Annotated in this window: 18 protein-coding genes; 9 read left to right on the forward strand and 9 right to left on the reverse strand. The window is 64.4% G+C overall.

From position 1 onward, the window contains the following. Nucleotides 1-188: 188 nt before the first annotated feature. Nucleotides 189-1,721, reverse strand: coding sequence for a chromosomal replication initiator protein DnaA (dnaA, locus tag CH283_RS13045; RefSeq protein WP_068047705.1), 1,533 nt, complete (start codon nt 1,719-1,721; stop codon nt 189-191). Nucleotides 1,722-2,342: 621 nt separating this feature from the next. On the opposite strand from dnaA, the gene rpmH reads away from it, so the two are divergent. The 9 genes from rpmH (at nt 2,343) to CH283_RS13100 (ending at nt 10,510) form a co-directional block, all read left to right on the forward strand. Continuing rightward, nucleotides 2,343-2,486: a 50S ribosomal protein L34 gene (gene rpmH / locus CH283_RS13055; protein WP_026347786.1), complete on the forward strand. Its 144-nt coding sequence runs from the start codon at nt 2,343-2,345 to the stop codon at nt 2,484-2,486. Nucleotides 2,487-2,516: 30 nt separating this feature from the next. After that, on the forward strand, nt 2,517-2,897 hold the full coding sequence (gene rnpA / locus CH283_RS13060; protein WP_068047699.1) for a ribonuclease P protein component: 381 nt from the start codon (nt 2,517-2,519) through the stop codon (nt 2,895-2,897). Further along, nucleotides 2,894-3,223 (forward strand): membrane protein insertion efficiency factor YidD, encoded by a 330-nt coding sequence (gene yidD / locus CH283_RS13065; RefSeq protein ID WP_094638404.1) that lies wholly within the window; start codon nt 2,894-2,896, stop codon nt 3,221-3,223. Before rnpA ends, yidD begins: the two co-directional genes overlap by 4 nt. A 4-nt stretch (nt 3,224-3,227) precedes the next feature. Further along, a complete protein-coding gene (gene yidC / locus CH283_RS13070; protein WP_094638403.1) occupies nt 3,228-4,319 on the forward strand; it encodes a membrane protein insertase YidC in 1,092 nt (363 codons plus the stop codon). 25 nt (nt 4,320-4,344) lie between these two features. Next, nucleotides 4,345-5,019: a Jag family protein gene (locus tag CH283_RS13075; protein WP_094638402.1), complete on the forward strand. Its 675-nt coding sequence runs from the start codon at nt 4,345-4,347 to the stop codon at nt 5,017-5,019. A 1,726-nt stretch (nt 5,020-6,745) separates the two neighbouring features. Further along, on the forward strand, nt 6,746-7,423 hold the full coding sequence (gene rsmG / locus CH283_RS13085) for a 16S rRNA (guanine(527)-N(7))-methyltransferase RsmG (protein WP_068047690.1): 678 nt from the start codon (nt 6,746-6,748) through the stop codon (nt 7,421-7,423). A gap of 81 nt (nt 7,424-7,504) precedes the next feature. Then, a complete protein-coding gene (locus tag CH283_RS13090) occupies nt 7,505-8,515 on the forward strand; it encodes a ParA family protein (protein ID WP_094638400.1) in 1,011 nt (336 codons plus the stop codon). A 4-nt stretch (nt 8,516-8,519) separates the two neighbouring features. Then, a complete protein-coding gene (locus tag CH283_RS13095) occupies nt 8,520-9,596 on the forward strand; it encodes a ParB/RepB/Spo0J family partition protein (RefSeq protein WP_094638399.1) in 1,077 nt (358 codons plus the stop codon). A gap of 233 nt (nt 9,597-9,829) precedes the next feature. Next, nucleotides 9,830-10,510 (forward strand): hypothetical protein, encoded by a 681-nt coding sequence (locus CH283_RS13100; protein WP_037195290.1) that lies wholly within the window; start codon nt 9,830-9,832, stop codon nt 10,508-10,510. A 34-nt stretch (nt 10,511-10,544) separates the two neighbouring features. Here CH283_RS13100 and CH283_RS13105 read toward each other — a convergent pair whose 3' ends face one another. From CH283_RS13105 to CH283_RS13140, 8 genes are all read right to left on the reverse strand, one after another. Beyond that, complete coding sequence (locus tag CH283_RS13105; protein ID WP_068047669.1) at nt 10,545-11,738, reverse strand: N-acetylmuramoyl-L-alanine amidase; 1,194 nt, start codon at nt 11,736-11,738, stop codon at nt 10,545-10,547. A 136-nt stretch (nt 11,739-11,874) separates the two neighbouring features. Further along, nucleotides 11,875-12,207, reverse strand: coding sequence for a thioredoxin (trxA, locus tag CH283_RS13110; protein WP_068047667.1), 333 nt, complete (start codon nt 12,205-12,207; stop codon nt 11,875-11,877). Nucleotides 12,208-12,241: 34 nt separating this feature from the next. Next, entirely contained in the window at nt 12,242-13,231 is a 990-nt protein-coding gene (gene trxB, locus CH283_RS13115) for a thioredoxin-disulfide reductase (protein ID WP_094638551.1), read from the reverse strand. Between the two features lie 126 nt (nt 13,232-13,357). Beyond that, complete coding sequence (locus tag CH283_RS13120) at nt 13,358-14,086, reverse strand: hypothetical protein (protein WP_141215237.1); 729 nt, start codon at nt 14,084-14,086, stop codon at nt 13,358-13,360. Between the two features lie 59 nt (nt 14,087-14,145). Next, on the reverse strand, nt 14,146-14,727 hold the full coding sequence (gene sigM / locus CH283_RS13125; RefSeq protein WP_068047663.1) for an RNA polymerase sigma factor SigM: 582 nt from the start codon (nt 14,725-14,727) through the stop codon (nt 14,146-14,148). A 99-nt stretch (nt 14,728-14,826) separates the two neighbouring features. Next, the gene (locus tag CH283_RS13130) at nt 14,827-19,005 is read right to left on the reverse strand and encodes a lipid II flippase MurJ (RefSeq protein WP_176460240.1); all 4,179 of its coding nucleotides are present in this window, start codon (nt 19,003-19,005) and stop codon (nt 14,827-14,829) included. After that, on the reverse strand, nt 19,002-21,413 hold the full coding sequence (locus CH283_RS13135; protein ID WP_176460241.1) for a glycoprotein: 2,412 nt from the start codon (nt 21,411-21,413) through the stop codon (nt 19,002-19,004). Before CH283_RS13135 ends, CH283_RS13130 begins: the two co-directional genes overlap by 4 nt. Continuing rightward, a complete protein-coding gene (locus CH283_RS13140) occupies nt 21,410-21,970 on the reverse strand; it encodes an NUDIX hydrolase (protein WP_068047657.1) in 561 nt (186 codons plus the stop codon). The genes CH283_RS13135 and CH283_RS13140 overlap by 4 nt, the downstream gene beginning before the upstream one ends. Between the last annotated feature and the right edge of the window lie 100 nt (nt 21,971-22,070).

Below are 22,070 nucleotides of genomic sequence, written 5' to 3' on the forward strand. Positions count from 1 at the left end.
ACATTCCATCCCCAGAACTTCGATGTTGTCCACATGGTTATCCACAGGTGTGAATCAATGGTCGACGGCTCGAAAACTCACCGAATACGCGTCGAGAATCGGTCCGACGAACGACCGGAAACAGCAACGGCACCGAACCCTCGATGGGATTCGGTGCCGTCTTCTCGGAGTCCGTCGGTCTTCGGTGGCTACCGCTTGGAGCGCTGCTTGATCCGCGCAGTGAGCTCCTGCACCTGGTCGTACACCTTGCGGCGCTCGGTCATCTCCTTCCGAATCTTCTTGTCCGCGTACATCACCGTCGTGTGATCCCGACCGAACGTCTGCCCGATCTTGGGCAACGACAGATCGGTGAGCTCGCGGCAGAGATACATCGCGATCTGCCTGGCCATGGCCAGTGCTCGGGCCTTGCCCGGCCCGCACAGGTCCTCGATGGAGGTGTTGAAGTACTCCGCTGTGACAGCCATGATCGTCGCCGCATTGATCTCGAGACTCGACGAATCGGGGATGAGATCGCGGAGAACCACCTCGGCCAGAGTGAGGTCGAGGGCTTGTCCGTTCAGCGATGCGAACGCCGTCACTCGAATGAGGGCGCCTTCGAGCTCACGAATGTTGCGTTCGATTCGGCTGGCGATGAGCTCGAGCACGTCGTGTGGCACATCGAGCCGGTCCATCCGAGCCTTCTTGCTCAGAATGGCGATCCGCGTCTCGAGCTCGGGTGGCTGCACATCGGTGATCAGGCCCCACTCGAAGCGAGTACGAAGCCGTTCCTCGAGGGTGGCCAACTGCTTGGGTGGGCGGTCGGAGGACACGACGATCTGCTTGTTCGCGTTGTGCAAGGTGTTGAAGGTGTGGAAGAACTCCTCCTGGATGCCTTCCTTGCCCTCGATGAACTGGATGTCGTCGACCAGCAGCACGTCGGTCTCCCGGTAGCGGCGCTTGAACGCCACTTTGCGGTCGTCACGAAGACTGTTGATGAAGTCGTTGGTGAATTCCTCGGTGGAGACGTACTTGACGCGCATGCCCGGGAACAGGCGCTGCGCGTAATGCCCGGCCGCGTGCAGGAGGTGAGTCTTGCCCAGACCCGACGCCCCCCACACGAACAGCGGGTTGTACGCGCGAGCAGGTGCTTCGGCGATCGCCACCGCAGCTGCGTGGGCGAACCGATTGGAGGCACCGATGACGAAGGTGTCGAAGGTGTACTTGGAGTTGAGGCTGTTGGCACCTGAGGACGGGGGCGTCGAGTCGGGAGGCTTCGTGAAGTACGTCGGCCACGAGTTCTGGACGCTGGCGAGAGCCTCGCGTTCGTCGTCGACCTCTTCGTAGTCGGCAGTCTCGGAGTCCGACGGCTCGTCGTCTCTGCTGGTCAGGACGCGGCGCCGGTACGTCGGAGAGCTGGCGGCATCGGGATACGTCGATCGCTCGGAGTCGATCTTCTCGTCCTCGGGAGCGGAGATACGCACGCCGAGTCCCTCGACACCCTGTCCCAGATGACGCCCGAGGGCGCCGAGGATGGGTTCGCGAAGATCTCGTTCGATCGCTTCCTGCGCGAAAGTCGACGGCACTGCGAGCAGCGCGAACCCCTGCGTCAAGGTCAGCGGTTTGACCAGAGCGAGCCAGGCCTTCTGGCCTTTGGTCAGCGGAGACCCACTGTGTCGGTCGGATGTGAGCTCCGCGACCACCTCGGGCCAGATGCGCGCGAGCGCATCCGGATCGTCGTTCACGTTGGGCCCTCCGTCGTCGAGCATTGGTCTCGGGCGGTGTTCGACGCAGGAATCCGCGCGCCGTTTCGTACCCGCGCGGCAACGTCGTCGGATAGCGTCGTCGTTCGTGCGTCGCTGCGGCCGAGACCAGGGTCCGTGGATGGACCCCGCAAGGTACGAATATGCCACCTGAACTGTGTTTCCACACAATTATCCACAGGTGTGGATAAACGACACCGATGTGACCCCAGAACGCGTTCCGGCTCGTGCTATGGCAATTACGCCAGTCTGACCTGCACCGATGCCAACTGTCTGTAGTGCAATCGGAGGACGTGCGTCGGAGCGAGCGGCCGTCCGTTGGCGATTTCGACGTACATCACACCGTCCGCGGCCGGAAACGGACGCTGCCTGTGTATGAACGACGGCACTGTTCGCTCGAGAGCGAGTTTGACCGGCGGTGACTCGATCAGTACTCTCGAACAGTCACCCAATAGCGAGGTGGCCGATGCTTGCTGGCTGCTTACAGTCTGTCTTCACTCGGATTTCTCGCTCGGGAGGCAAGCAAGTCCATCCGGACTCGCTGAGTACCTTTCCAGCAGGCGCCGACGAACGGCGTCTTTTCAATCTCGAGGAGTGTTGACCGTGGCCAAGGGCAAGCGGACGTTCCAGCCGAACAATCGCCGCCGCGCGCGCGTTCATGGCTTCCGTCTTCGTATGCGTACCCGTGCGGGTCGTGCAATCGTTTCCGCACGTCGCGGCAAGGGCCGTAAAGAACTCACAGCCTGATATCTGTTCGTCCGAAGCTTGGAGCTCGGGATGCTTCCTGAGCCGAATCGACTACACCGAGCACGTGATTTCTCCGTAGCGGTGCGTCGAGGACGCCGAATGGGTAGATCGGATCTTGTGGTTCACGCCGTCGTGCGTGACGAACAGGACATCGCATCTACTGTTCGTGGTCCACGATTCGGATTGATCGTCAGCAAGGCAGTCGGGCCGGCCGTAACTCGTCATCGAGTTGCGCGCCGGCTTCGGCATATCTGTACCGACGTCATCGGTGAACTCCCCGAGACCACCGACGTGGTGATCCGCGCACTGCCCGGAGCCGCGAGAGCGTCCTCGACAGATCTACTGATTCAACTGCGTTCAGGATTGAAGAAGCTCGGTCTTCTCGAAGCTCCGAAGGGTCCGCCGTCATGACATTCATGGGCAACCTTCGTTCCATTCCTGCTCGAACACTCGTCTACTTCATCGGGTTGTACCGGACGTACGTGTCCCCGATGAGGCCTCCCACCTGTCGCTTCTCCCCCACCTGTAGTGAGTACGCCATCGAGGCGCTCCAGGTGCACGGGATGATGAAGGGCTCGTTGCTGGCAGTCGTCCGCCTCCTCAAATGTGCTCCCTGGCACTCTGGAGGCTGGGACCCGGTGCCCGAACCCGGTAGGTGGCGCGCGACCGTCACCGAGCTGACCGAAACCGAAGAACACCACGATCTCGCGCGAGTGGAAGAACAGAGGAGTACATAGAGCCGTGCTCGACTTCATTTACTACCCGGTTGCCTGGATTCTCTGGGTGTGGCACAAGGTGTTCGGCTTTGTGTTCCAGGATCCCAGCAATGGGTTCGCCTGGGCACTGTCCGTCGTCTTCCTGGTCTTCACCCTCCGCCTGATTCTGTACAAGCCCTTCGTCAAGCAGGTCCGCACCACTCGACAGATGCAGGAGCTACAGCCGCAGATCAAGGCTCTGCAGAAGAAGTACGGCAAAGACAAGCAGAAGATGGCCGTCGAAATGCAGAAGCTCCAGAAGGAGCACGGCTTCAATCCGCTGATGGGCTGCCTGCCGGTGCTGGCGCAGGCGCCGGTGTTCATCGGCCTGTTCCACGTGCTGCGCTCGTTCAACCGCACCGGTACCGGCTTCGGTCAGCTCGGATTGACTCCCGAGGAGAACCGCGAGCTGTCCAACTACGCGTTCAATGTGTCGGACGTGCAGTCCTTCTTGGACGCTCGTCTGTTCGGTGCGCCGATTTCGGCGTGGATCACGATGCCGCAGGACCAGCTCAACGCATTCGCCGTGGGACCGGGCGCGACCATTCCGTCCACCTGGGTCATTGTCGCGGTGTCCGTTCCTCTGATGATCATCGCGGCGATCATGACGCACATGAACTCGCGTGCGTCCGTGGCCCGTCAGAGCGCCGCTGCGGCAGCGAACCCGCAGTCCGCCATCATGAACAAGCTCGCCCTGTACGTGTTCCCGCTCGGCGTGCTGGTGTTCGGTGCCCTGCTTCCCATCGCCATCCTGCTGTACTGGGTCAGCAACAACACCTGGACCTACGCGCAGCAGCACCTGGTGTTCGGAAAGATCGACAAGGAAGAAGCTGCCAAGGCCGCTGCCGCAGTGGAGAAGCGTTCCGAGAATGCGCCGAAGCCCGGTGTGAAGCCTGTGTCGACCACCAAGCCGAAGCCCGGCGCTCGCCCGAAGCTCTCGAAGATGACGCCGACGAGTGATTCGACGACGGCCGAGACCGGTGAGAGTATCGCCGGTTCGACGACCGGTGCCGCATCGCCGGCCAAACCGAGACCGCAGGCGAACCGGAACAAGTCGACCAAGCGCAAGCGGCGCTGACCGACGCGTCGAGAGAAGGACGAACATGGCAGCGGACGTAGAAGAAGCTCAGAACGACGAAGTGCAGACAGCCGATGCGGTATCCGGGGATGGAGCAAGTGACGTGGTGGTCGAGGCCGATCAGGTGAGTGCAGTCGACGTGGAGGCAGACGAGACTCCCGTGGTCGAGAAGTCCGAGGACTCGGGCGTCGTCGAGGACAAGACCGACGACGAGTCGGATGACGACGACGAGGACGACGAGGACTACCTCGTCGAGGAAGGCGAGATCGCCGGCGATTACCTCGAGCAACTCCTCGACGTCCTGGACTTCGACGGCGACATCGATCTGGACGTGGAGGGTGACCGCGCCATCGTCAGCATCGACGGCGGCGACGATCTCGCCAAGCTCGTTGGGCGCAAGGGTGAGGTTCTCGATGCACTGCAGGAGCTGACTCGGCTCGCGGTCCAGCAGTCGACGGGCGAGCGCAGCAAGCTGATGCTCGACGTCGCCGGCTGGCGTGCCAACCGGCGCACCGAACTCGGCAACCTCGGTGCCGAAGCTGCGCGTCGTGTACTCGAATCCGGTGAGCGCGAAGAGCTGACCCCGATGACTCCGTTCGAGCGAAAGATCGTGCACGACGCGGTCGCCAAGATCGACGGCGTCGCGAGCGAAAGTACCGGCGTCGAGCCGGCTCGACGAGTAGTTGTCGTCAAGGCGTAACAGAGCGTCCCCAGTCGATGGCCCTCACTTCGGTGGGGGCCATCGTCGTATCCGGACGTAGTAGATCCATCGGTCGAATGTCATCGATGTAATTTGCTCGACGACGACCGGTGTCGGCGCGGGTTGCGATCGATTTTCTCGCCGGATTCTCGAGATCAGTCATGCACTGCGCTTTCGTCACTGTGACGGCAAAGTCGATGGTGTCTTTCTTGCCTGTTGCTCGCGTCGGTCGCGTTTGTTTCACGTGAAACAGGCGGGATGCGAGGTGAACGAACTGTTGCCGATACGCCCGTCTGAGTTCTGGATTCGAGGACTGTCGTTCTATCCGTAGGGTCGGGCTAGAACGATCTCCAGAGCCCTCACTAGGTTCCGAGATCTGAGTGCCGGATCGACACGGTCTGGAGTCGGTGCAGTTTCACGTGAAACATTGCGGGCGATCATGGATGCCTCAAACCATCGACGAGCACGTGCGATCGAGTCGAACCTGATCCGACTTCAGGGAAGGATCGAATCTGGGTCCAGTGGGTCTTGTCGGATTGGGCGACGCTACCGAGCGGCTCTCGACGGTTCACGCAGTCGACGAGTCCAGGACTCTTCATCCCACAATCGATGGAAGTTGCGTGGGTCGGTATTACCGGTCTACGAAGAATCGACGACGCCCGACCGACGTCATCTCGATGGTGGATGTATCCGCGGCGATCGAGCCTCAGGGACTGCGCTACCGAAAACCCGGATGTGTTCGTCTTCATCCGGGCAACGCGGCGGGCGACCTGACGTCCCGACGACGGTTGCTGATCGAGAATCTTGGGTATCTCAATTCGCAGGCTGGGATCGACATGACGAATGTCCGGACGACGAACTTTCGAGAGTACGAATGTGTGGGACCGCTGAGCTCGTGGGAAATCGAGACCTCCGTGAACCCGGACGACGTGTAAGTTCGGATGCACCGCAACGACTTCCCGTTCGATCGGGACGCGACCGAGAATGGAGTCGCGTCTCGGGCTCTCCCCCGACTAGGTGGGTCATGGCATCTAAGTGCCCGGCCCGGTCTACGTGATCGACAGATATTCGTTCCGATCTCCACCGGCTGACGGTTGTCGATCAACTCCTTCCAGAAACGTGGACTCGTACAGCTACCTAGTTTCACGTGAAACATCCACGAGCCGATCAGCCGTACCTCGCCAGCCGGACGGAGGCATGACTGTGTTCGATTGCGAATGGCGTCAGCCGGTTGGGGTACAGGGTCGGTCGGTACCACGCGCGTTGGACCGAGTACCTGATTTGTGAGGTTCGGTTACCTGTCGTCCGAGCATGTACGAACCGATCTCCCGACACCGATGCCTAATGTCGAGATCTCTGAGAGTCGACGCTGAATACGTCACCGAGTCGTCACGCGGCACTGACGATAGCGAGGCAATGGCAAAGCAGTTTCACGTGAAACAGCGCGGGCATCGAGACACCCCCAGTCGCGACCGGACCAACTGGCGGGGCCGCGGGAGTGGTGGTCTGTCGAACCGTGCGGGGTCGGGAGATCTTCGGGCCCGAACAAACGGGAGATCGATCCGGATGGTCCGCCCACGCCGAGAATAGGGACGGCTCCACTCGTCGTGGATCGCTACGCCACCGCCCACTGTCGGTCGCGTTGGTACCGGATCTCGGCGGTTCGACGTTGATTCGATCGAGTTACAGCGATGTCGTTTGGCGTTCCATGCCCGGGCACGGGAAGATGTTTCACGTGGAACAAGAAGGCTCGGATAGCAATCAGTTGACGGCCGTGGCGGAGCAGATCTTCGGTGATCGGCTCGAGTTGGCACGGAGGTACCACGACTCGTTGGCTACGGCCGGCGTCGAACGAGGACTCATCGGACCGCGTGAAGTTCCACGGCTCTGGGAGCGGCACATCCTCAACTGCGCGGCGATCGGTGAGCTCATCGACGAGGGCGAGACCGTCGTCGATATCGGCAGCGGTGCTGGCTTGCCCGGTATCCCGTTGGCAATCGCGCGGCCCGATTTGCGGGTGACCCTCGTCGAGCCCCTCCTCCGCCGAACCGTCTATCTCGCAGAGTTCATCGAGGAACACGATCTGAACATCTTGGTCGTGCGCGGTCGCGCGGAACAGCCCGGCGTCAAGAAAGAAGCCGGCGGTGCCGATGTGGTCACGTCGAGGGCGGTGGCGCCATTGGAGAAACTCGCAAAGTGGTCGCTCCCTCTGGTCCACGAGCACGGGCGGATGCTGGCTCTGAAGGGATCGAGCGCCGGCGAAGAGATCGAACGCGACCGGACTTCCCTCACCCGGATGGGTGCTGGCAAGCTGGAGGTAGTGGAGTGCGGAGTGGGTCTGTTGCCCACTCCCACCATCGTCGTCAGAGCGGTGCGTGAGCCGCGGAGACTGAGTCGTCACTGATTTCGATCGTGGGCTCACACGTCCCGCGCTCGACCCGATCGATCGTATTGAACACAGTCAGTTCCGCACTAAGGAGCACATATGTCGGGTGGGTCCGATTCCGCTGTTTCACGTGAAACAGCGTCCAAGAAGAACGCGTCGAGCAACTCGGGGAAACAGTCGGGGGTGGCGGCCAGCTCCGGGTTCGAGTACACCAACGCGATCTCTCCGAACGACACCCCCATCGGCGCTGCGGCGCATCGAGCCAGCCAGGTTCTGCATCCCGGATCGGTGTCGCTGCCGAAACCGGCGAAGCGACGCATGCTGACGATCGCCAATCAGAAGGGTGGCGTCGGGAAGACGACGACTGCCGTGAACCTGGCCGCCGCGCTGGCCCTCCAAGGACTGACGGTTCTGGTGGTCGATCTGGACCCTCAGGGCAACGCCAGCACGGCGTTGGGCGTCGAGCATCACTCGGGTGTGCCGTCGAGCTACGAGGTCCTCATCGGTGAAGTGAGCGCCAAGGACGCAGTGCAGAAGAGTCCGCACAGCGACAGGTTGTTCTGCATTCCGGCGACCATCGACCTCGCCGGCGCCGAGATCGAGTTGGTGTCGATGGTGGCCCGCGAAGGTCGCCTCAAGACGGCGCTGTCGGTGGAGGAACTCTCCGGTATCGACGCCGACTTCATCCTCATCGACTGCCCCCCGTCGCTCGGTCTGTTGACGGTCAACGCACTCGTCGCAGCGACCGAGGTACTGATCCCCATTCAGTGCGAGTACTACGCGCTCGAAGGTGTGGGTCAGCTCCTCCGCAATATCGAGCTGGTGCAGTCGCATCTGAATCCAGAACTGCACGTCTCCACCGTGATCCTGACGATGTACGACGGGCGCACCAAGTTGGCAGACCAGGTCGCGGAAGAGGTACGCAAGCACTTCGGCGACGCCGTCCTACGGGCCGTGATCCCTCGCAGCGTGAAGGTGTCCGAGGCTCCCGGGTACGGCATGACGGTGCTGGATTACGACCCCGGTTCACGCGGAGCGATGAGTTACCTGGACGCCGGACGAGAGCTCGCTGCCCGATCGGCCGGCATCGACGAAGCACGGAAGAAGTGAACAGATGAGTTCCACACGTAAGGGTGGTCTGGGCCGCGGCCTGGCCTCACTCATTCCCACCGGACCCGATGCCGGACCACGTCTCGGCAACGCGGCGGCAGACGTGATCATCGGCGCGGATCGCAACGCCAAGGACCGCCCGGATACGTCCACCAAGCCGAAACGCTCCGCACCGGCGGACGAACTCACGGAGACCGCGACAGCACCCACACCGACCCCGCCGGTGCTGAACGGAGACGACCTCTCCCCCGTCGGTGCCGTCTACCGAGAGATCGCACCTGATCGAATCGAAGCCAATCCCAAGCAGCCGAGGCACGTCTTCGACGACGACTCGTTGGCCGAACTGGTCCACTCGATCCGCGAATTCGGGCTCATGCAGCCCATCGTGGTCCGTCTCGTGTCGGGTTCCGCTGGGGCCGGAGATGCAAAATATCAGCTCGTCATGGGCGAGCGTCGGTGGCGTGCAAGCCAGGCAGCCGGCCTCGAGTCGATCCCGGCGATTGTTCGGGAGACCGCGGACGACGCGATGTTGCGCGATGCCTTGCTCGAGAACATCCACCGCGTCCAGCTCAATCCGCTCGAAGAAGCAGCGGCGTATCAACAGCTGCTCGAGGAATTCGACGTCACGCACGAGGAACTGGCCGCGAAAATCGGTCGGTCACGTCCGGTCGTGACAAACATGATTCGTCTGTTGAAGCTGCCGATTCCCGTGCAGCGACGAGTGGCGGCCGGGGTTCTGTCGGCCGGCCACGCCCGCGCTCTGTTGTCTCTGGACGCTGGGTCGGATGCGCAGGAGTCATTGGCGGCGCGAATCGTTGCCGAAGGTCTCTCCGTCCGCGCGACCGAAGAAGCCGTCACCCTCGCCAATCGAGAGGACGGGAAGAGCCCGGAACCGGCGCCCCGGCGCAAGCCCATTCAGATGCCGGGCCTCCAGGACGTCGCCGATCGCCTCTCGGATTCGTTCGATACGCGGGTAACGGTCAGCCTCGGCAAGCGGAAAGGCAAGATCGTGGTCGAATTCGGATCGGTCGATGACCTTCAGAGGATCGTCGAGATGATGGAAGCACAGAAGAAAAAGTAGCGGCGATTTTTCAGGACCAGTCATACGCGGTCGAAACGTCACTGTGACGTAGCTCGGTCGGAGGAGGTCCTGAAATCTCGAAATCTACTCGAAAAGTACTGCGATACAACATATTTGAATGATCGGCTCCACCCGACGGGTCAGACGACGAATCGCCTATCCTGTTCGAGGGGCAGATCGGCTCCGATCGAGAATTCTCGCGGTGAACGAGAACACGAAGGCTGAGGTAAGCGGTGTCGGCGATGGTGACCGGAGTGACGCTCGGTTCGTTCGAGCACTTGCCGACGCATTCGCGGCGATGCAGCTTCTGGGTCCTCGACCCCGCGTCGGAGAGTTCCTCGGTCGACCTCGAGTTCGAGAACGAAGTATGGCTGTCGACCATCATGCTCGAATGGGGATCCTGCGGGCAGTTGCTGTCCGTCGACGGCAGGACGATCGGATGCGCCCTCTACTGTCCACCCCGCGCAGTTCCGCGGGCGACGACGTTCCCGACGTCGCCGGTCAGTCACGATGCAGTTCTATTGACCCAACTCCGGATCGATTCGCCGGACGACGCGGACCTGCATTCGGCCACGCTGATTCAGGCGGTCGTGGGCGATCTCGTCAATCGTGGAGTTCGCGCTCTGGAGGCGTTCGGTATTCGGCGCAACGCCGACGATGCTGCGCCGGCGGTTCCGAACGCCACGGCACAGCTGACGTGTTCGGCGTCGACGTGCATGATCGAAGCGGACTTCCTCGAGAAGGTCGGGTTCGAAGTGATTGCTCCCCACCACAGATTCCCGAGACTGAGGCTCGAGCTCGATCGCGATCACGGGTGGAAGCAGGATGTCGAGTCTGCACTCGAGCAGCTACTGATCGCGGCCAGCATCTCCGTCGTCGATATCGAGCAGAAGTCGACGGTAGGGGCGCGGTGACACCTCACCCACCGACGCGCTCGCGCGCGGTGGTTCAGGGGCGATCGGAAGCAGCGAGTTCCTCGGCGAGCAACTCGGCGAAGGTGAACGTTCCGGTCGGCTGATCGTCCTGACCGAGTAGGTACAGGCGCTTCACGGCGATCAAAATAGCTTCGGCGATGATGTCGCGGAACCGCGGGTCGCTGAGAACTTCGACGTCGGATTCGTTGGTGAGGTAGCCGAGGTCGATCTGGATGGTCGGCATGTTGGTCAGGCGCAACAGATCCCACGTGCGGCCATGGCTGCGGCAGTCGAGAAGCGGTGTGCGGGCGACGATTTCACGCTGCACGTAGCTGGTCAGTACTTGACCGATCATCGAGGTGGATCCGTGCGAGTTACCGAAGTGGAAGCTCGCGACGCCGTTGGCCACGGGGCTGGTGCTCGATGCGCAGCGCAACGAGATCATCAGGTCGGCACCCCAAGCGTTGGCCGTCTCGGCGCGGTCGGCGACCGAAGGATTGGTCCCGCGCGCACGGGAGAGGAAGGTTTCCATTCCGGTCGCGGCCATGCGGCCCTCGAGTCGGCTCGCCATATCCCACAGGATCTCGGACTCGGAGACGCGGCCGAACGTTCCCTCGACGATGCGTCCTGTGTCTGCTCCGCCGAGATCTGGATCGATGACGATGCGCTTGCCGGTCAACTGCGGTCCGGATTTGCGAACGAGTTCTTCCTCGCTCATGGCGTGCGGGGATCCACCGGTGACGCGAGTTCCGAGAAGGTCGAGAGAGCGCAGAGTCGCCGGTCCACAGATGCCGTCCGGGGAGAGGCCGATCTCGCGCTGGAACGAGGACAGTCCCTCGTGCGTGCGGGGACCGAAGAAGCCGTCGACGCGCTCGCTGTAGAAACCGAGGTCCTGGAGTCTCGTCTGCAACGAGGCGACGTCGTCGCCGTACAGCGGAGCGGACAGCTGGTAGATGAGGGTTCGAGCGCCGAGGCGGTACGACGCTTCTTTGAGTGCGCGATATGTGGCCGGGCCTACGACGCCGTCGACCAACAGACCGCGGTGCTGTTGGAACGCGCGGACGGCACCTCCGAGGGCACCGTCGAAGACGGAACCGGGAGCCGTCCAGTGGCCGTCGTCCATGGGACCGGGGGGAACTACCGCTTCGTGGAGAAAGCCGAGAGCCGACAGAGTGCCGCGGACCTCGGCGACGGCGGGTCCGGAATCGCCGTGACTGAGTTCCTGCATCCTCGACAAAGCCTCTCGATCGTTCCGACGGCACTCACACCTTGCGGCTGATGTGCCGATGCCGAAGCATCGGCACATCAGATGATTGTCGCAGAAAGACTGGCTTCCGCTGCAATCCACACTGTGTGCAGGTGAGTCAGATAACGCCTTCGAGGTCCTTGAGCAGGGCGGCCTTGCCCTTTGCGCCGACAATTTGCTTGACCGGCTTTCCACCCTGGAACAGGATCATCGTCGGAATCGACATGACCTTGAAGTCGCGAGCGGCCTGCGGGTTGGCGTCGATGTCGAGCTTGGCGATGGTGAGCTTGTCCTTGTGCTCGGCCGCGATCTCCTCGAGAACCGGGGCGACCATCTTGCACGGGCCGCACCAGGTGGCCCAGAAGTCGACCAGGACGGGCTTCTCACTGGTCAGGACGTCGTCGGCGAACGACGCGTCGGTGATGGTGACAGTGCTTTTGTCGTCAGACATTTTCTATCTCCTCGATGTGGAAGTTCGGTGCCTGTCAGGCGTTGACGGCGTCGACCGGCTGGTCGGCGTGTTCGAGCGTGTTGCTGGTGATGTCGCCCTGCTCGGCCAACCACCGCTCGGCGTCGATCGACGCGGTGCAGCCCGTACCCGCAGCGGTGATGGCCTGCTGGTACACGTGGTCGACGAGGTCTCCGGCAGCGAAGACGCCCTCGACGGACGTGGCCGACGTGGGCGACGCGACCTTGACGTAGCCGGCGTCGTCGAGCTCGACCTGGCCCTTGACCAGCTCGTTGCGCGGATCGTGGCCGATCGCGACGAACATTCCGGTCACGTCCAGAGTGGTCTTCTCGCCGGTTTCGGCGTGCTCGAGCGAAAGCCCGGTGACGCTGGTGTCACCGAGGACCTCGAGCACCTTGGTGTCGGTGAGGAAACGAATCTTGTCGTTGTTCTTGGCGCGCTCGAGCATGATGCGCGACGCGCGGAACTCGCTGCGGCGGTGCACGATCGTGACGCTGCGTGCGAAGCGAGTGAGGAAGGTCGCTTCCTCCATGGCCGAGTCGCCACCACCGATGACGGCGATGTCCTGATCACGGAAGAAGAAGCCGTCACAGGTGGCGCAGGCGCTGACGCCGCGTCCGAGCAACTTCTCCTCACCCGGGATGGACAGATAGCGAGCTGCTGCGCCCATGGCGAGGATGATCGCCCGAGCCCGGTAGGTCTCGCCGCCGGCGGACACCGTCTTGATCGGGCCCGTCAGATCGAGCTCCTCGACGTCCTCGGTCCGGATGTCGGCACCGAATCGCGCCGCTTGTTCGCGCATCTGTTCCATCAGATCGGGGCCCATGATGCCCTCGCGGAACCCGGGGAAATTCTCGACCTCGGTGGTGGTCATCAGCGCACCGCCGAACTGTGTTCCCTCGAACAGGATCGGCTCCAGCTCCGCCCGTGCGGCGTAGACGCCGGCGGTGTAACCGGCCGGTCCCGAGCCGACGATGATGAGATCGTGAACCTTGGGGGTACTCAATGCAGACCTTCCGATCATGTGCGGCGTATACGTGCAGTCGACAACCGAGTGTTCAGCGCACACGCCGGTCGACGTACATCTGGTCAACACCACCCTAGAGGCAGTTGTTCCCCGGTGAGAGATCTGTCAGCCGATATCGCGACGCGTCAGCACGTCCGGGTTTGCAGTGCTGCAGTCGTTGCCCACCGCAAGGGCGATGAACTGTGAGGGCTGTTCTCCGGCGAGGACGAGCAGCGTTCCGTCTCGGCCGTCGACGCGCACTCGACTCGATCCGAGAACGGTGGTGGCCGGATCCACGTCGTTGGACTGCAGACAGGCAGCGAGGTCGGCCGGATCGGCCAATGCTCCGGGATCCCGCTTGCCGATGATGCCGAACGCGAAACCGGAGTCGAGGTCGGCGGAATCGAGCACCAGAGACGAATCCGGAGCCTGCGTGGGGTCGGCAACGATCGACTCGGGCTCGTCCGGAGTGAACACGGACGCCGCGACAGCAACCGATCCGGCCGTCAGAAGTGCTGCGGCAGCGGCGGTTCCGAGAACCATACGGCGTCTGCGCGGACGGAGCGGAACGACGACGTCCACCGGGGACGTCGATTGCTCGACCGTGTGCAGGGTGCGATCGATCTGTTGGGCGACGTCGGGCGGAATCGACAACGTCCCGGTGGGGTCCTCGCCCAACTCGTGCAGTCGAGCCGAGACGGCGTCGAGACCGGCGAGGATGCGCATCGAATCCTCGTCGAGGCGAACCAGTGGCCACAGTCGCCTACTGACGTCCTCGGGAAGTGCATCGGCATGCAGATCGGCGAGTAGCTCCGGCGAGAACGGGGCTTGTAGAGCGTCTGTGCTCGACGGCACGATCCTGCCTCCCTTCGCCGAGTCTGCTTTCTCTCTCACACGGTATAGACGCGAGGGGGTCAGATTCGGTTCCCTGCATCTTTCAAGTACGCGAGTTGCGTCGAGAGCTTGAGTCGACCGCGGGCGCATCGACTCTTCACGGTACCGGTGGGAACGCCGAGCAGGTCCGCAGCGTCGGCCACCGAATAGCCCTCCATGTCCACGATGACGACGGCTGCACGTTGATCGGGTGGCAACATCATCAGAGCCTGCCGAACGAGAATGCTCGTCTCCGTCTCGGAAATTCGATCCCTGGGAGATACGGGCTCGTGACTTTCGTTCTCGCTCAACGGAACCGACGGGCGTGCCTTGTTTCTGCGGATGCGGTCGAGGCAGGCATTGACGACTATCTTGTGCAACCAGCTTCGGACCGCGGCGTCGGCGCGGAACGACCCGGCCGTGCGATGAGCGGAGAGCAACGCCTCCTGCAGCGCATCGGAGGCGTCCTCGGGCGTGTAGCTGGTGCGCCGAGCCGTCAGCCACAGGTGTTCGTGGTGTCGGTAGATCAGCGTGGCGAAGGCGTTCGGCTCTCCGGCCGCATGAGCAGCCAGAAGCTCCGCATCCGTGCGCTCCCCTGGCGCCGAATCGAAACGTTCGGTCATACGAAAACGGCTCCCCCCGTGTTAACGCATTGGGGGGAGCCTAGGCCATGAATACCGTGAAGTACGAAACGAGCCGGTATTGATTACCGAGTGCCCGAATTAGGTGTCGAAACCGATCCCGGAGATCGAGGTGGCGATGCGGCCACCCTGTTCGCTGAGACTGGTGATCCAGACGAGGACGTTCCCGGTCGGCTCCGCGTCGTTGAGGGCGATGTCGGTTCGGCCGTTCTGCAACGTGGCCTCACCGAGCAGCGTGGTGTCGCTCAGGCTGGGTGAGTCGTTCGGGGCCGACCGGATCTCGACGACGGTTCCCGGAGACGTCGATTCGATCCATGCGTTCTGCAGCGTCGAGGACGGGATGGACACGAGCAGGCCGACGCCGTTCTTGAGAGCCGGGAACTGCTGGAAGTACGAGTCGGTCGTCCACGCGGTGCTGGGGTCGTTGTCGATCACGTTGGACGCGGTGCTCGGGTTGTCGGCGGAACCCTGGGGTGAGAAGACGCTGACGTCGTCCAACGCCACCGGGCCACCGGCTGGAGCCGGGGGGGCCGCGGAATCGGCTGCGGGCGGTGCCTCGGCCGGAGTCGTGAGTCCGAAGTCCTGGGTGTCGAGCGGAGTTTCGGTGTTGTCGCCTGCGATCGAGGTGAACAGCCAGAAGCCCGCGAACGCGAGCACGACGACCGTCAAGGCACCGAGTACCGCGATGGCGATGTTGGTGCGCATCGACTTCGCCTTCTCGGCGGCGATCTCCTCGGGGTCGGCGAGCGAATGGCCACTGGCGCCCGGCGCGCGTTGGCCCAATCGCAGAGCCGGCATCAGATCCGTCTTGTCGTTGACCACAGCTGCTTGGTCGAGGACGTGCTGCACGGTGGCAGCGGTACGGATTCCGCTGTTCTGTTCCAGCGCCCGCACTGCGACGGCGGAGATCTCGAACGGAACGTCGGGACGAACCTGCCTCGGCTCGAGCGGGGCACCCTTGTCGTCGCGGTCGGCCGGACGCATACCGCCGACGCTGCGGGCCGGAGCTGCGTCGCCGGATACGACGGCACCGCCGGTGGTGTCGGACAGGGGCCACTTTGCGGTGATCAGGGCGTAGAGCATCGCGCCGAGTCCGCGGACGTCCGAACTGGGGTCGGCGTCGGCCAGTGTTGCAGGGAAGGCGAGGACGGCATTGCCGCTGGAGCTGATGCGCACGCGATCGGGATGATCGATCGACAGCGCACCTCCGCTGCGGTGCGCGGCCTCGGCCGCTGCGGCCAGCACCTTGATCGCGCGTGCCGCGCCGGTGGGTGCAGGCACGGTATCGGCCATCTCGCGCAGCGACCGGCCGGGAGTCCATTCCGCGACGACGATGCCGCCGGAGCTGCCACGCACCACGTCGAGCACGCGTGCGAGGCCGGGCGAATTGATCCGACCCAGACGCAGCGTGCGCGAGAGGATCGCCTGCGGTCCCTGAGTGCGGTCGTCGGTCGAGGCGGTGGATTGCTGGTCGGCGTCGACGAACGTCAACGCGACCTCGCGATCGAGCTTGACGTCGTGGGCCTGCCAGAACTTGAGGCCGCGCGCGCCGCCGTGCGGTGCCAGCAGTCGGTACCGTCCACCGGCAACGGAGGCACCGGGAATGAGCGTCGGGCCGCGGAGCGTGCGCCCGGGAGCGCTCGCCGGAGCCGCAGCAGTGTCGACGTCGTCGGTGGAAGACGAGTCGTCGTTACCGGGTGTGGCCGGTACGGCTGCGGTCTTCTCGGGATCCGCATCCGCCGCGGGCTTCGACTCCTGTGTGGACTTCTCGTCGTCGGTCTCGACCGGCAGATCGGCCTTGGAGATGGAGATCGTCTTGTCGGTCGGACGCGCCGCGAGGGCAGCCTTGGAGATGGAGACGGTCTTGTCGGCCGGCTTCGGAGCAGACTTGGCGGCAGCAGGCTTGTCGACAGCGGGCTCGTCGGCGGACTTTTCGACGTCCTTCTCGGGAGCAGGTGCCTTCGACTCGACTGCAGTCTTCGATTCGGGCGCGGTCTTCGCCGGCGTCTCGGCGGGCTTCGGAGTCTTGGAGGAAGAAGCCTCGGCCTTCACGGGCTCGGTGCGGTCCTGGGTGTCGACCTCGACGCCGCCGCTCGTTCGGTCGGCTTCGCTTGCTGGAGATTGTGCCGGCCCCCCAGCAACTTCGTCGTCGGTCACTGTCACTCCTTCAGGCGAATATGCCCCGTGTTGATCTACGAACGGTCGACCCTCATGAGCTTGTGCCCCCGGGTGCCGATGACCAGGGTACGGGAGCCGATCCCGCGCAGTGTCCCATGTGGGCTCGCTTCGAATAACCGGAATAACGCCGGTTTCTGCAGCGGCCAGATCTGCGTCCCGCGTGTCGGATCCTCCGCGGAACCTGCGGACGAGGCGGCTCAGGGCCACGGTGACCGCAAGAACTTCGGGAATCTTGCCGAACCAGAGGATCGAGAACGTGATGCCGAGCATGATGACGGCGTCGATCGCCACGCGGGCGAAGTTGCCGACCCAGCCGTTCATCATGGCGTCGAGCCCGAGGATCCGGTCGATCGCGAGCATGGCCGCGCCGCCGGCCAGTGAGGCGATGAGCACCAGCCAGACCGTCTTGCCGACGTTGGCCATCCGCAGGCTGCCCAGGCTCTTGTGCAGCAGGTATCCGCCGATGATCGCGCCGACGGTGTACCCAAGGCCGGTCGCGGCGCCGAGGAGCAGCACCACTTGCTCCGGAGAGGACGCGACGATCGGCGCGAGCAACGACAGGCCGATCTTGACGGCGGTGATGCCGAGGATGATCCACGTCGGTGTCCAGGCCTTCTCACGGGCGTAGAAGACACGCAGGTGGATCAGCACCAGGGCGTACGGGATGAGGGAGAACGCGGACCAGCTGACGGCCTCGCCGAGTCTGGGTGCGACCTCGGCGAACCGGCCGAAGCCGTACAGCGCCTCGCCCACCGAAGGCCCCGCGAAGGTCAGGAACACCACGATCGGCACCAGCGCGACCATCGTCAGGCGGGTGGCTATCGACAGATCGTCGACGACGGACGGGGTGTCACCATTGGCGGCGTTGCGGCTGAGTCTGGGCATGATCGCCGTCAGCACCGTCACGCCGAGGATGCCGTAGGGCAGCTGCAGCACGATCCAGGCCTGCGAGTAGATCACGTTGCTGGCATCGTCGGTGCCCGACGCGATCCTGGTGGCGACGATCAGCCCGATCTGGCTGATGACGACGTAGAGCACGATCGCGGCGGCCATCGCGCCGAACTTCTTGAGTCGCTCGTCGAATCCCCAGAGCGGGCGCAGGTCGATGCGTTCGCGGCGCAGGGCCGGGATCAGAGCGAGAACTTGGGTGACGACACCCGCGGTCACACCGAGGCCGAGAACGAGAATTTTGGGATTGCTCATCTCGATGGTGTTCGCGGTGATCTCGCCCGGGACGAAGGGGTACAGGGCGAACACCGCGAGCACGATGAGGTTGTTGTACACCGGGGCCCAGGCGCCGGGCTTGAAGTTCTGCCGGGTGTTGAGCACGGCCGTGAGCAGGCCGGACAGTCCGTAGAACATCAGCGCGGGCAGCACCAGGTAGGTGAACGCGATGGTGAGGTCCTCGTTGACCTTCGGATCGCCGTCGAGCATCAGCCGCGCCAGCAGCGGGGCTGCGATCGTCGCCGCGAGCGCCACGGTTCCGAGGAGCGCCACTGCGATGGTGAAGAGGCGTCGCACGAATGCCCGCCCGCCGTCGGCGTCCTCCTGCTCGGCTCGGACCAACACCGGCACGACGATGGCTCCGAGCACGGCGCCGAGGACCAGCTCGGAGATCATGTTCGGCAGGATCGTCGAGACGGTGAACGCACTGGCCAGAGCCGCGCCGAGGGTGGCCGTCATGGCGACCTGCTTGGCGAATCCGGTGATGCGGCTGACCAGTGTCGCCACCGCGATCGAACCCGACGCGGCCAGCAGTGACTTCTGCGGCCGCGGCTCGGGCTGCGGTGCCGGGGCGGGCCCGCCCGGTGGAGTTGTCGTCGGCGGAACCGTTCCGGACGGTGCTGTGCTCGACGAAGGATAGGGGTAGTCCTCGTCCCGGAATCGCGGGATCATCTGCGTGACGGTGTCGTCGGCGGCCGGCTGACCGTCGAGCGACGGCGGTGCCGGGTAGGAGCGCAGCTCCGGCCGCGACTGCCGCTCCCAGGGGGCGGACCGCGGTGGCGTCGTGCGTCGGAACACCTGCGATGCAGGCATGCGTGACCGCGGCAGGTCGCCGTCGTACGGGACGTTGCCTGTCATGGTCTCTCGTACCCTTCGTCGGCCGGGTCGGGTTGACCTCTGAATCGGTGCCAGAGGCGTCGACCTGCAAGTAACAGTAGGAGAGCACCGGCGCAGGCGGTAATTATCGCCAGTGCCTGGCCGTATGCGTTCGATCGCACGGACACCGTCGAGACCTCACCGAGCCGGGACCCGTCGAGCGTCGTGACGGAGAAGTCGACCGACAGATTGCGCGTGTCGTCCACTTCGGCCGGAACGGTGATGGTCCGTGATCCACGGGCCGGAAGTTGGGTGACGCCGACGTCGCTGATCGTCATCTCCGGCGGCGCATCGACCCTGAGCAGCACGTTGACCGGGACCGGAAGGTCGTTGCGGGCGACGAGGAGCAGCGGACTCTGCTCCGAGGCGAGGGTGTAGACCCCGCCAGGGGCCAGCACGGTCACCGACCCGTAGATGGTGTCCAATCCGATGCGAATGGCTGCGAGTCGGTCGCGCGCCATCACGCCGGTGTCGTCACTGGCGGCACTGGCGCGACCGGCCGTCGACAGCGCTCGGAGCATGTCCTCGCGCAGCGGGGCGGTGTACAGGCGCGGGGTCAGCGCCGACTGCGGGTCCTCGACGAGTGATTGCATCAGAGTGTCGACCCGGGCGCTCTGCGATTGCACCAGGCCGATGGTGCCGGTATCGAGTTCGGTGGCTGCATCGATGCCGGTCACCGGAGGTCCGGACGTGGGCTCGGCGAGCAACTCGGCCAGTGGGCGCGGCGTCGCCAACCCCGAACGCAGCAGCGAGGACACCGTCGACAGAATGGCAGACGGTTCGTCGCCCCCCACGGTCCAATACTGCGGGGGCGCGACGGTGACGGTGCGCCCGGGCCGATCGGTGCCGACGAGCGCATGGAAGTTCACAGCTCCGAGCGCGTCCTGCAGGCGCGCGGTACGCGAGTCGGTGGCGAGGTCGAAACGCTGCTCGGTGGGGGTCAGGGCGGGGGTGGACGGCGTGTCTCCGACGCCGGCCAGCGCCGCCGCGGTGGCGGCGTCGTACTTGGTGGCGGCCAGCGTCTCGGTCTGCTGGGTGTCCGATGGCTGGGTCGCGGACGAGACCAGCAGCGAGGTCGGGGCCGAGGTCGGCGGGCTGATGCTGTTATCGGCGACCAGTACGGTGTCGGTGCCGGCCGTGCGCAGGGCATCGGCGGTGTCCTCGTCCACGCCACCGGTGGTGCTCCAGGTGAAACCGCGCGTCGAGGTGATGCCGAGTATGCCGTCGACGATGTCGGCCGGGGCACTGACAGCACTGCTCAGCAGAGTGGCATCGCCGATGTCGGCCACCGCCCCCAGATCCGTCTGGGCGAACGGCATCGCCGTCACGCAGGTGCTCGACGCGATCGTCTCGAGTCGGGACAGCCACTCGGCTGCGGCTGCACTTCCGGTGCCTTCACGCGTCGTGCTGGCGGGATCGGCCGGGTTGTCGACGACGAGGTAGCCGCGGGTCATGTTCGAGACGGTGACGAGCAGGTCGGGGTCCAGGCCGATACACAGGCTCGACGCCAGTCTGCCGTCGGGATCGAGGCCGGGTTGCGTCGCGAACTCGACGGCCTTGAGCAGGGTGTCGAGTCGCCCGCCGGTGGCGAGTTCGCCGGCGAGTTCGTCGTCGATCAGTCGCACGCGCTCGTCGACGGATCCGGGGATTCCGGCAGCGAGGCGAGGGATGTCGGCCAGCGGCCACAGGACCGTCATCGCCACGGGGTTGCGGGTGTTGGGGGGCAGCGGCATCGCGCCGGGAGCGGTGGGGTCCATCTCACCGGGGTTGCGGGGCAACCCGACGACCGGGAGCAGGAAGCGAGCGTCGTCGAGTCGTGCGGTTCCGCCGTACTCGGGGGTGCCGTTGACGTTGAGCAGCAGCGGGTAGACGCCTGGCACCTCGATTCCCAGTGAAGGTTCGGTGGTGCTGCGCAGCTGCATCGACATGTCGAACTGGCGGCTCTCGTCCTTCTCCAGTGAGTCGGCGACCGTGACGAAATCGCCCACTCGCTCGAATCGGTCCTGGTCGAGAGTCAGGGAGGTCCGCAGGCCGGCGGTGGTGTCGACGGCGGCAGCGGCCTGCATCCGGACACTGACGTCGTCGACGCGGCGGTCCCCGGTGTTCGTCACCGTGGCGCGCACGGTGACGAACGGGTCGCTGCTGGTGGTGACGGTGGAGGGGGCGACGGTCTCGATGCTCAGCGTCAGGAAGGGGTTGCCGTCCTGCGTCATCGGAGTGTCCGGAACGGCGCTGGTGGTGCCGGACGCATCGCCGACGGAGGAGTCGGGTTGGGCCGCGGCGTTCGGAAGCTGCGTGGGGACCAGTGCTGCGGAGCCGACCGACGGTGCCACCGCAAGAACGAACGTGGTCAATGCGGCGGCAGCGACCTTCCGGGCCCGCACGATCACTTCCCGCCGGGGATGGGTGCGCCCGAGTTGCCGCTGCTCATGTCCTCGATCAGACGGGTGGCGATGGCGGCGAGCTTGCGTTCGTCGGCGTAGGCGAGTCGAGAGGGCAGTTCGGTCAGCGGGACCCACGCGACCTCGGTCACCTCGAGGTCCTCGTCCGACAGTTCGCCGCCCAGGAATCGGAGCAGGTAGTGGTGGACGGTCTTGTGGACGCGTCGGCCCTCGGTGACGAACCAGTAGTCGATGCTGCCCAGCGAGGCCAGGACGGTACCGCGGATGCCGGTCTCCTCGGCGACCTCGCGCATGGCCGTCTGCTCGGCGGTTTCGCCCTGCTCGATGTGCCCCTTGGGCAGGGACCAGAGGAGGCGTCCGCGGCGGTCGGTGCGGCCGATGAGGGCGGCGCAGCGCTTGGCAGGCGGCCCGTCGAGGCCGTCGACCACCAGGCCGCCTGCCGAGGTCTCGCGGACGGTCCGCAGCTTGGGTGCTTCGGTGTCGGCGCGTGCCTGACGCCGCCGCGGGTTGCGGCGGCTCCTGTTCGCACGTTCGGCAGCAGACACCCGATCCATACTAGTTGCCTGTGCGCACTCTTCTACCGTGCCGCACCGCGGGGTGAAGGCCGGGACAATCGATCGGCTCGGCGCAAGTAGGCTCTCCCAC

It is taken from the genome of Rhodococcus sp. 05-2254-2 (assembly GCF_002259095.1).
Lineage (GTDB): Bacteria > Actinomycetota > Actinomycetes > Mycobacteriales > Mycobacteriaceae > Rhodococcoides.

Coding starts and splice junctions, on each gene's coding strand:
- trxA (WP_068047667.1), bottom strand. CDS start 12,207: ATGTCTGACGACAAAAGCACTGTCACCATCACCGACGCGTCGTTCGCC.
- rsmG (WP_068047690.1), top strand. CDS start 6,746: ATGTTTCACGTGGAACAAGAAGGCTCGGATAGCAATCAGTTGACGGCC.
- CH283_RS13095 (WP_094638399.1), top strand. CDS start 8,520: ATGAGTTCCACACGTAAGGGTGGTCTGGGCCGCGGCCTGGCCTCACTC.
- rnpA (WP_068047699.1), top strand. CDS start 2,517: ATGCTTCCTGAGCCGAATCGACTACACCGAGCACGTGATTTCTCCGTA.
- CH283_RS13105 (WP_068047669.1), bottom strand. CDS start 11,738: ATGCAGGAACTCAGTCACGGCGATTCCGGACCCGCCGTCGCCGAGGTC.
- yidD (WP_094638404.1), top strand. CDS start 2,894: ATGACATTCATGGGCAACCTTCGTTCCATTCCTGCTCGAACACTCGTC.
- CH283_RS13075 (WP_094638402.1), top strand. CDS start 4,345: ATGGCAGCGGACGTAGAAGAAGCTCAGAACGACGAAGTGCAGACAGCC.
- sigM (WP_068047663.1), bottom strand. CDS start 14,727: ATGACCGAACGTTTCGATTCGGCGCCAGGGGAGCGCACGGATGCGGAG.
- CH283_RS13090 (WP_094638400.1), top strand. CDS start 7,505: ATGTCGGGTGGGTCCGATTCCGCTGTTTCACGTGAAACAGCGTCCAAG.
- CH283_RS13130 (WP_176460240.1), bottom strand. CDS start 19,005: ATGACAGGCAACGTCCCGTACGACGGCGACCTGCCGCGGTCACGCATG.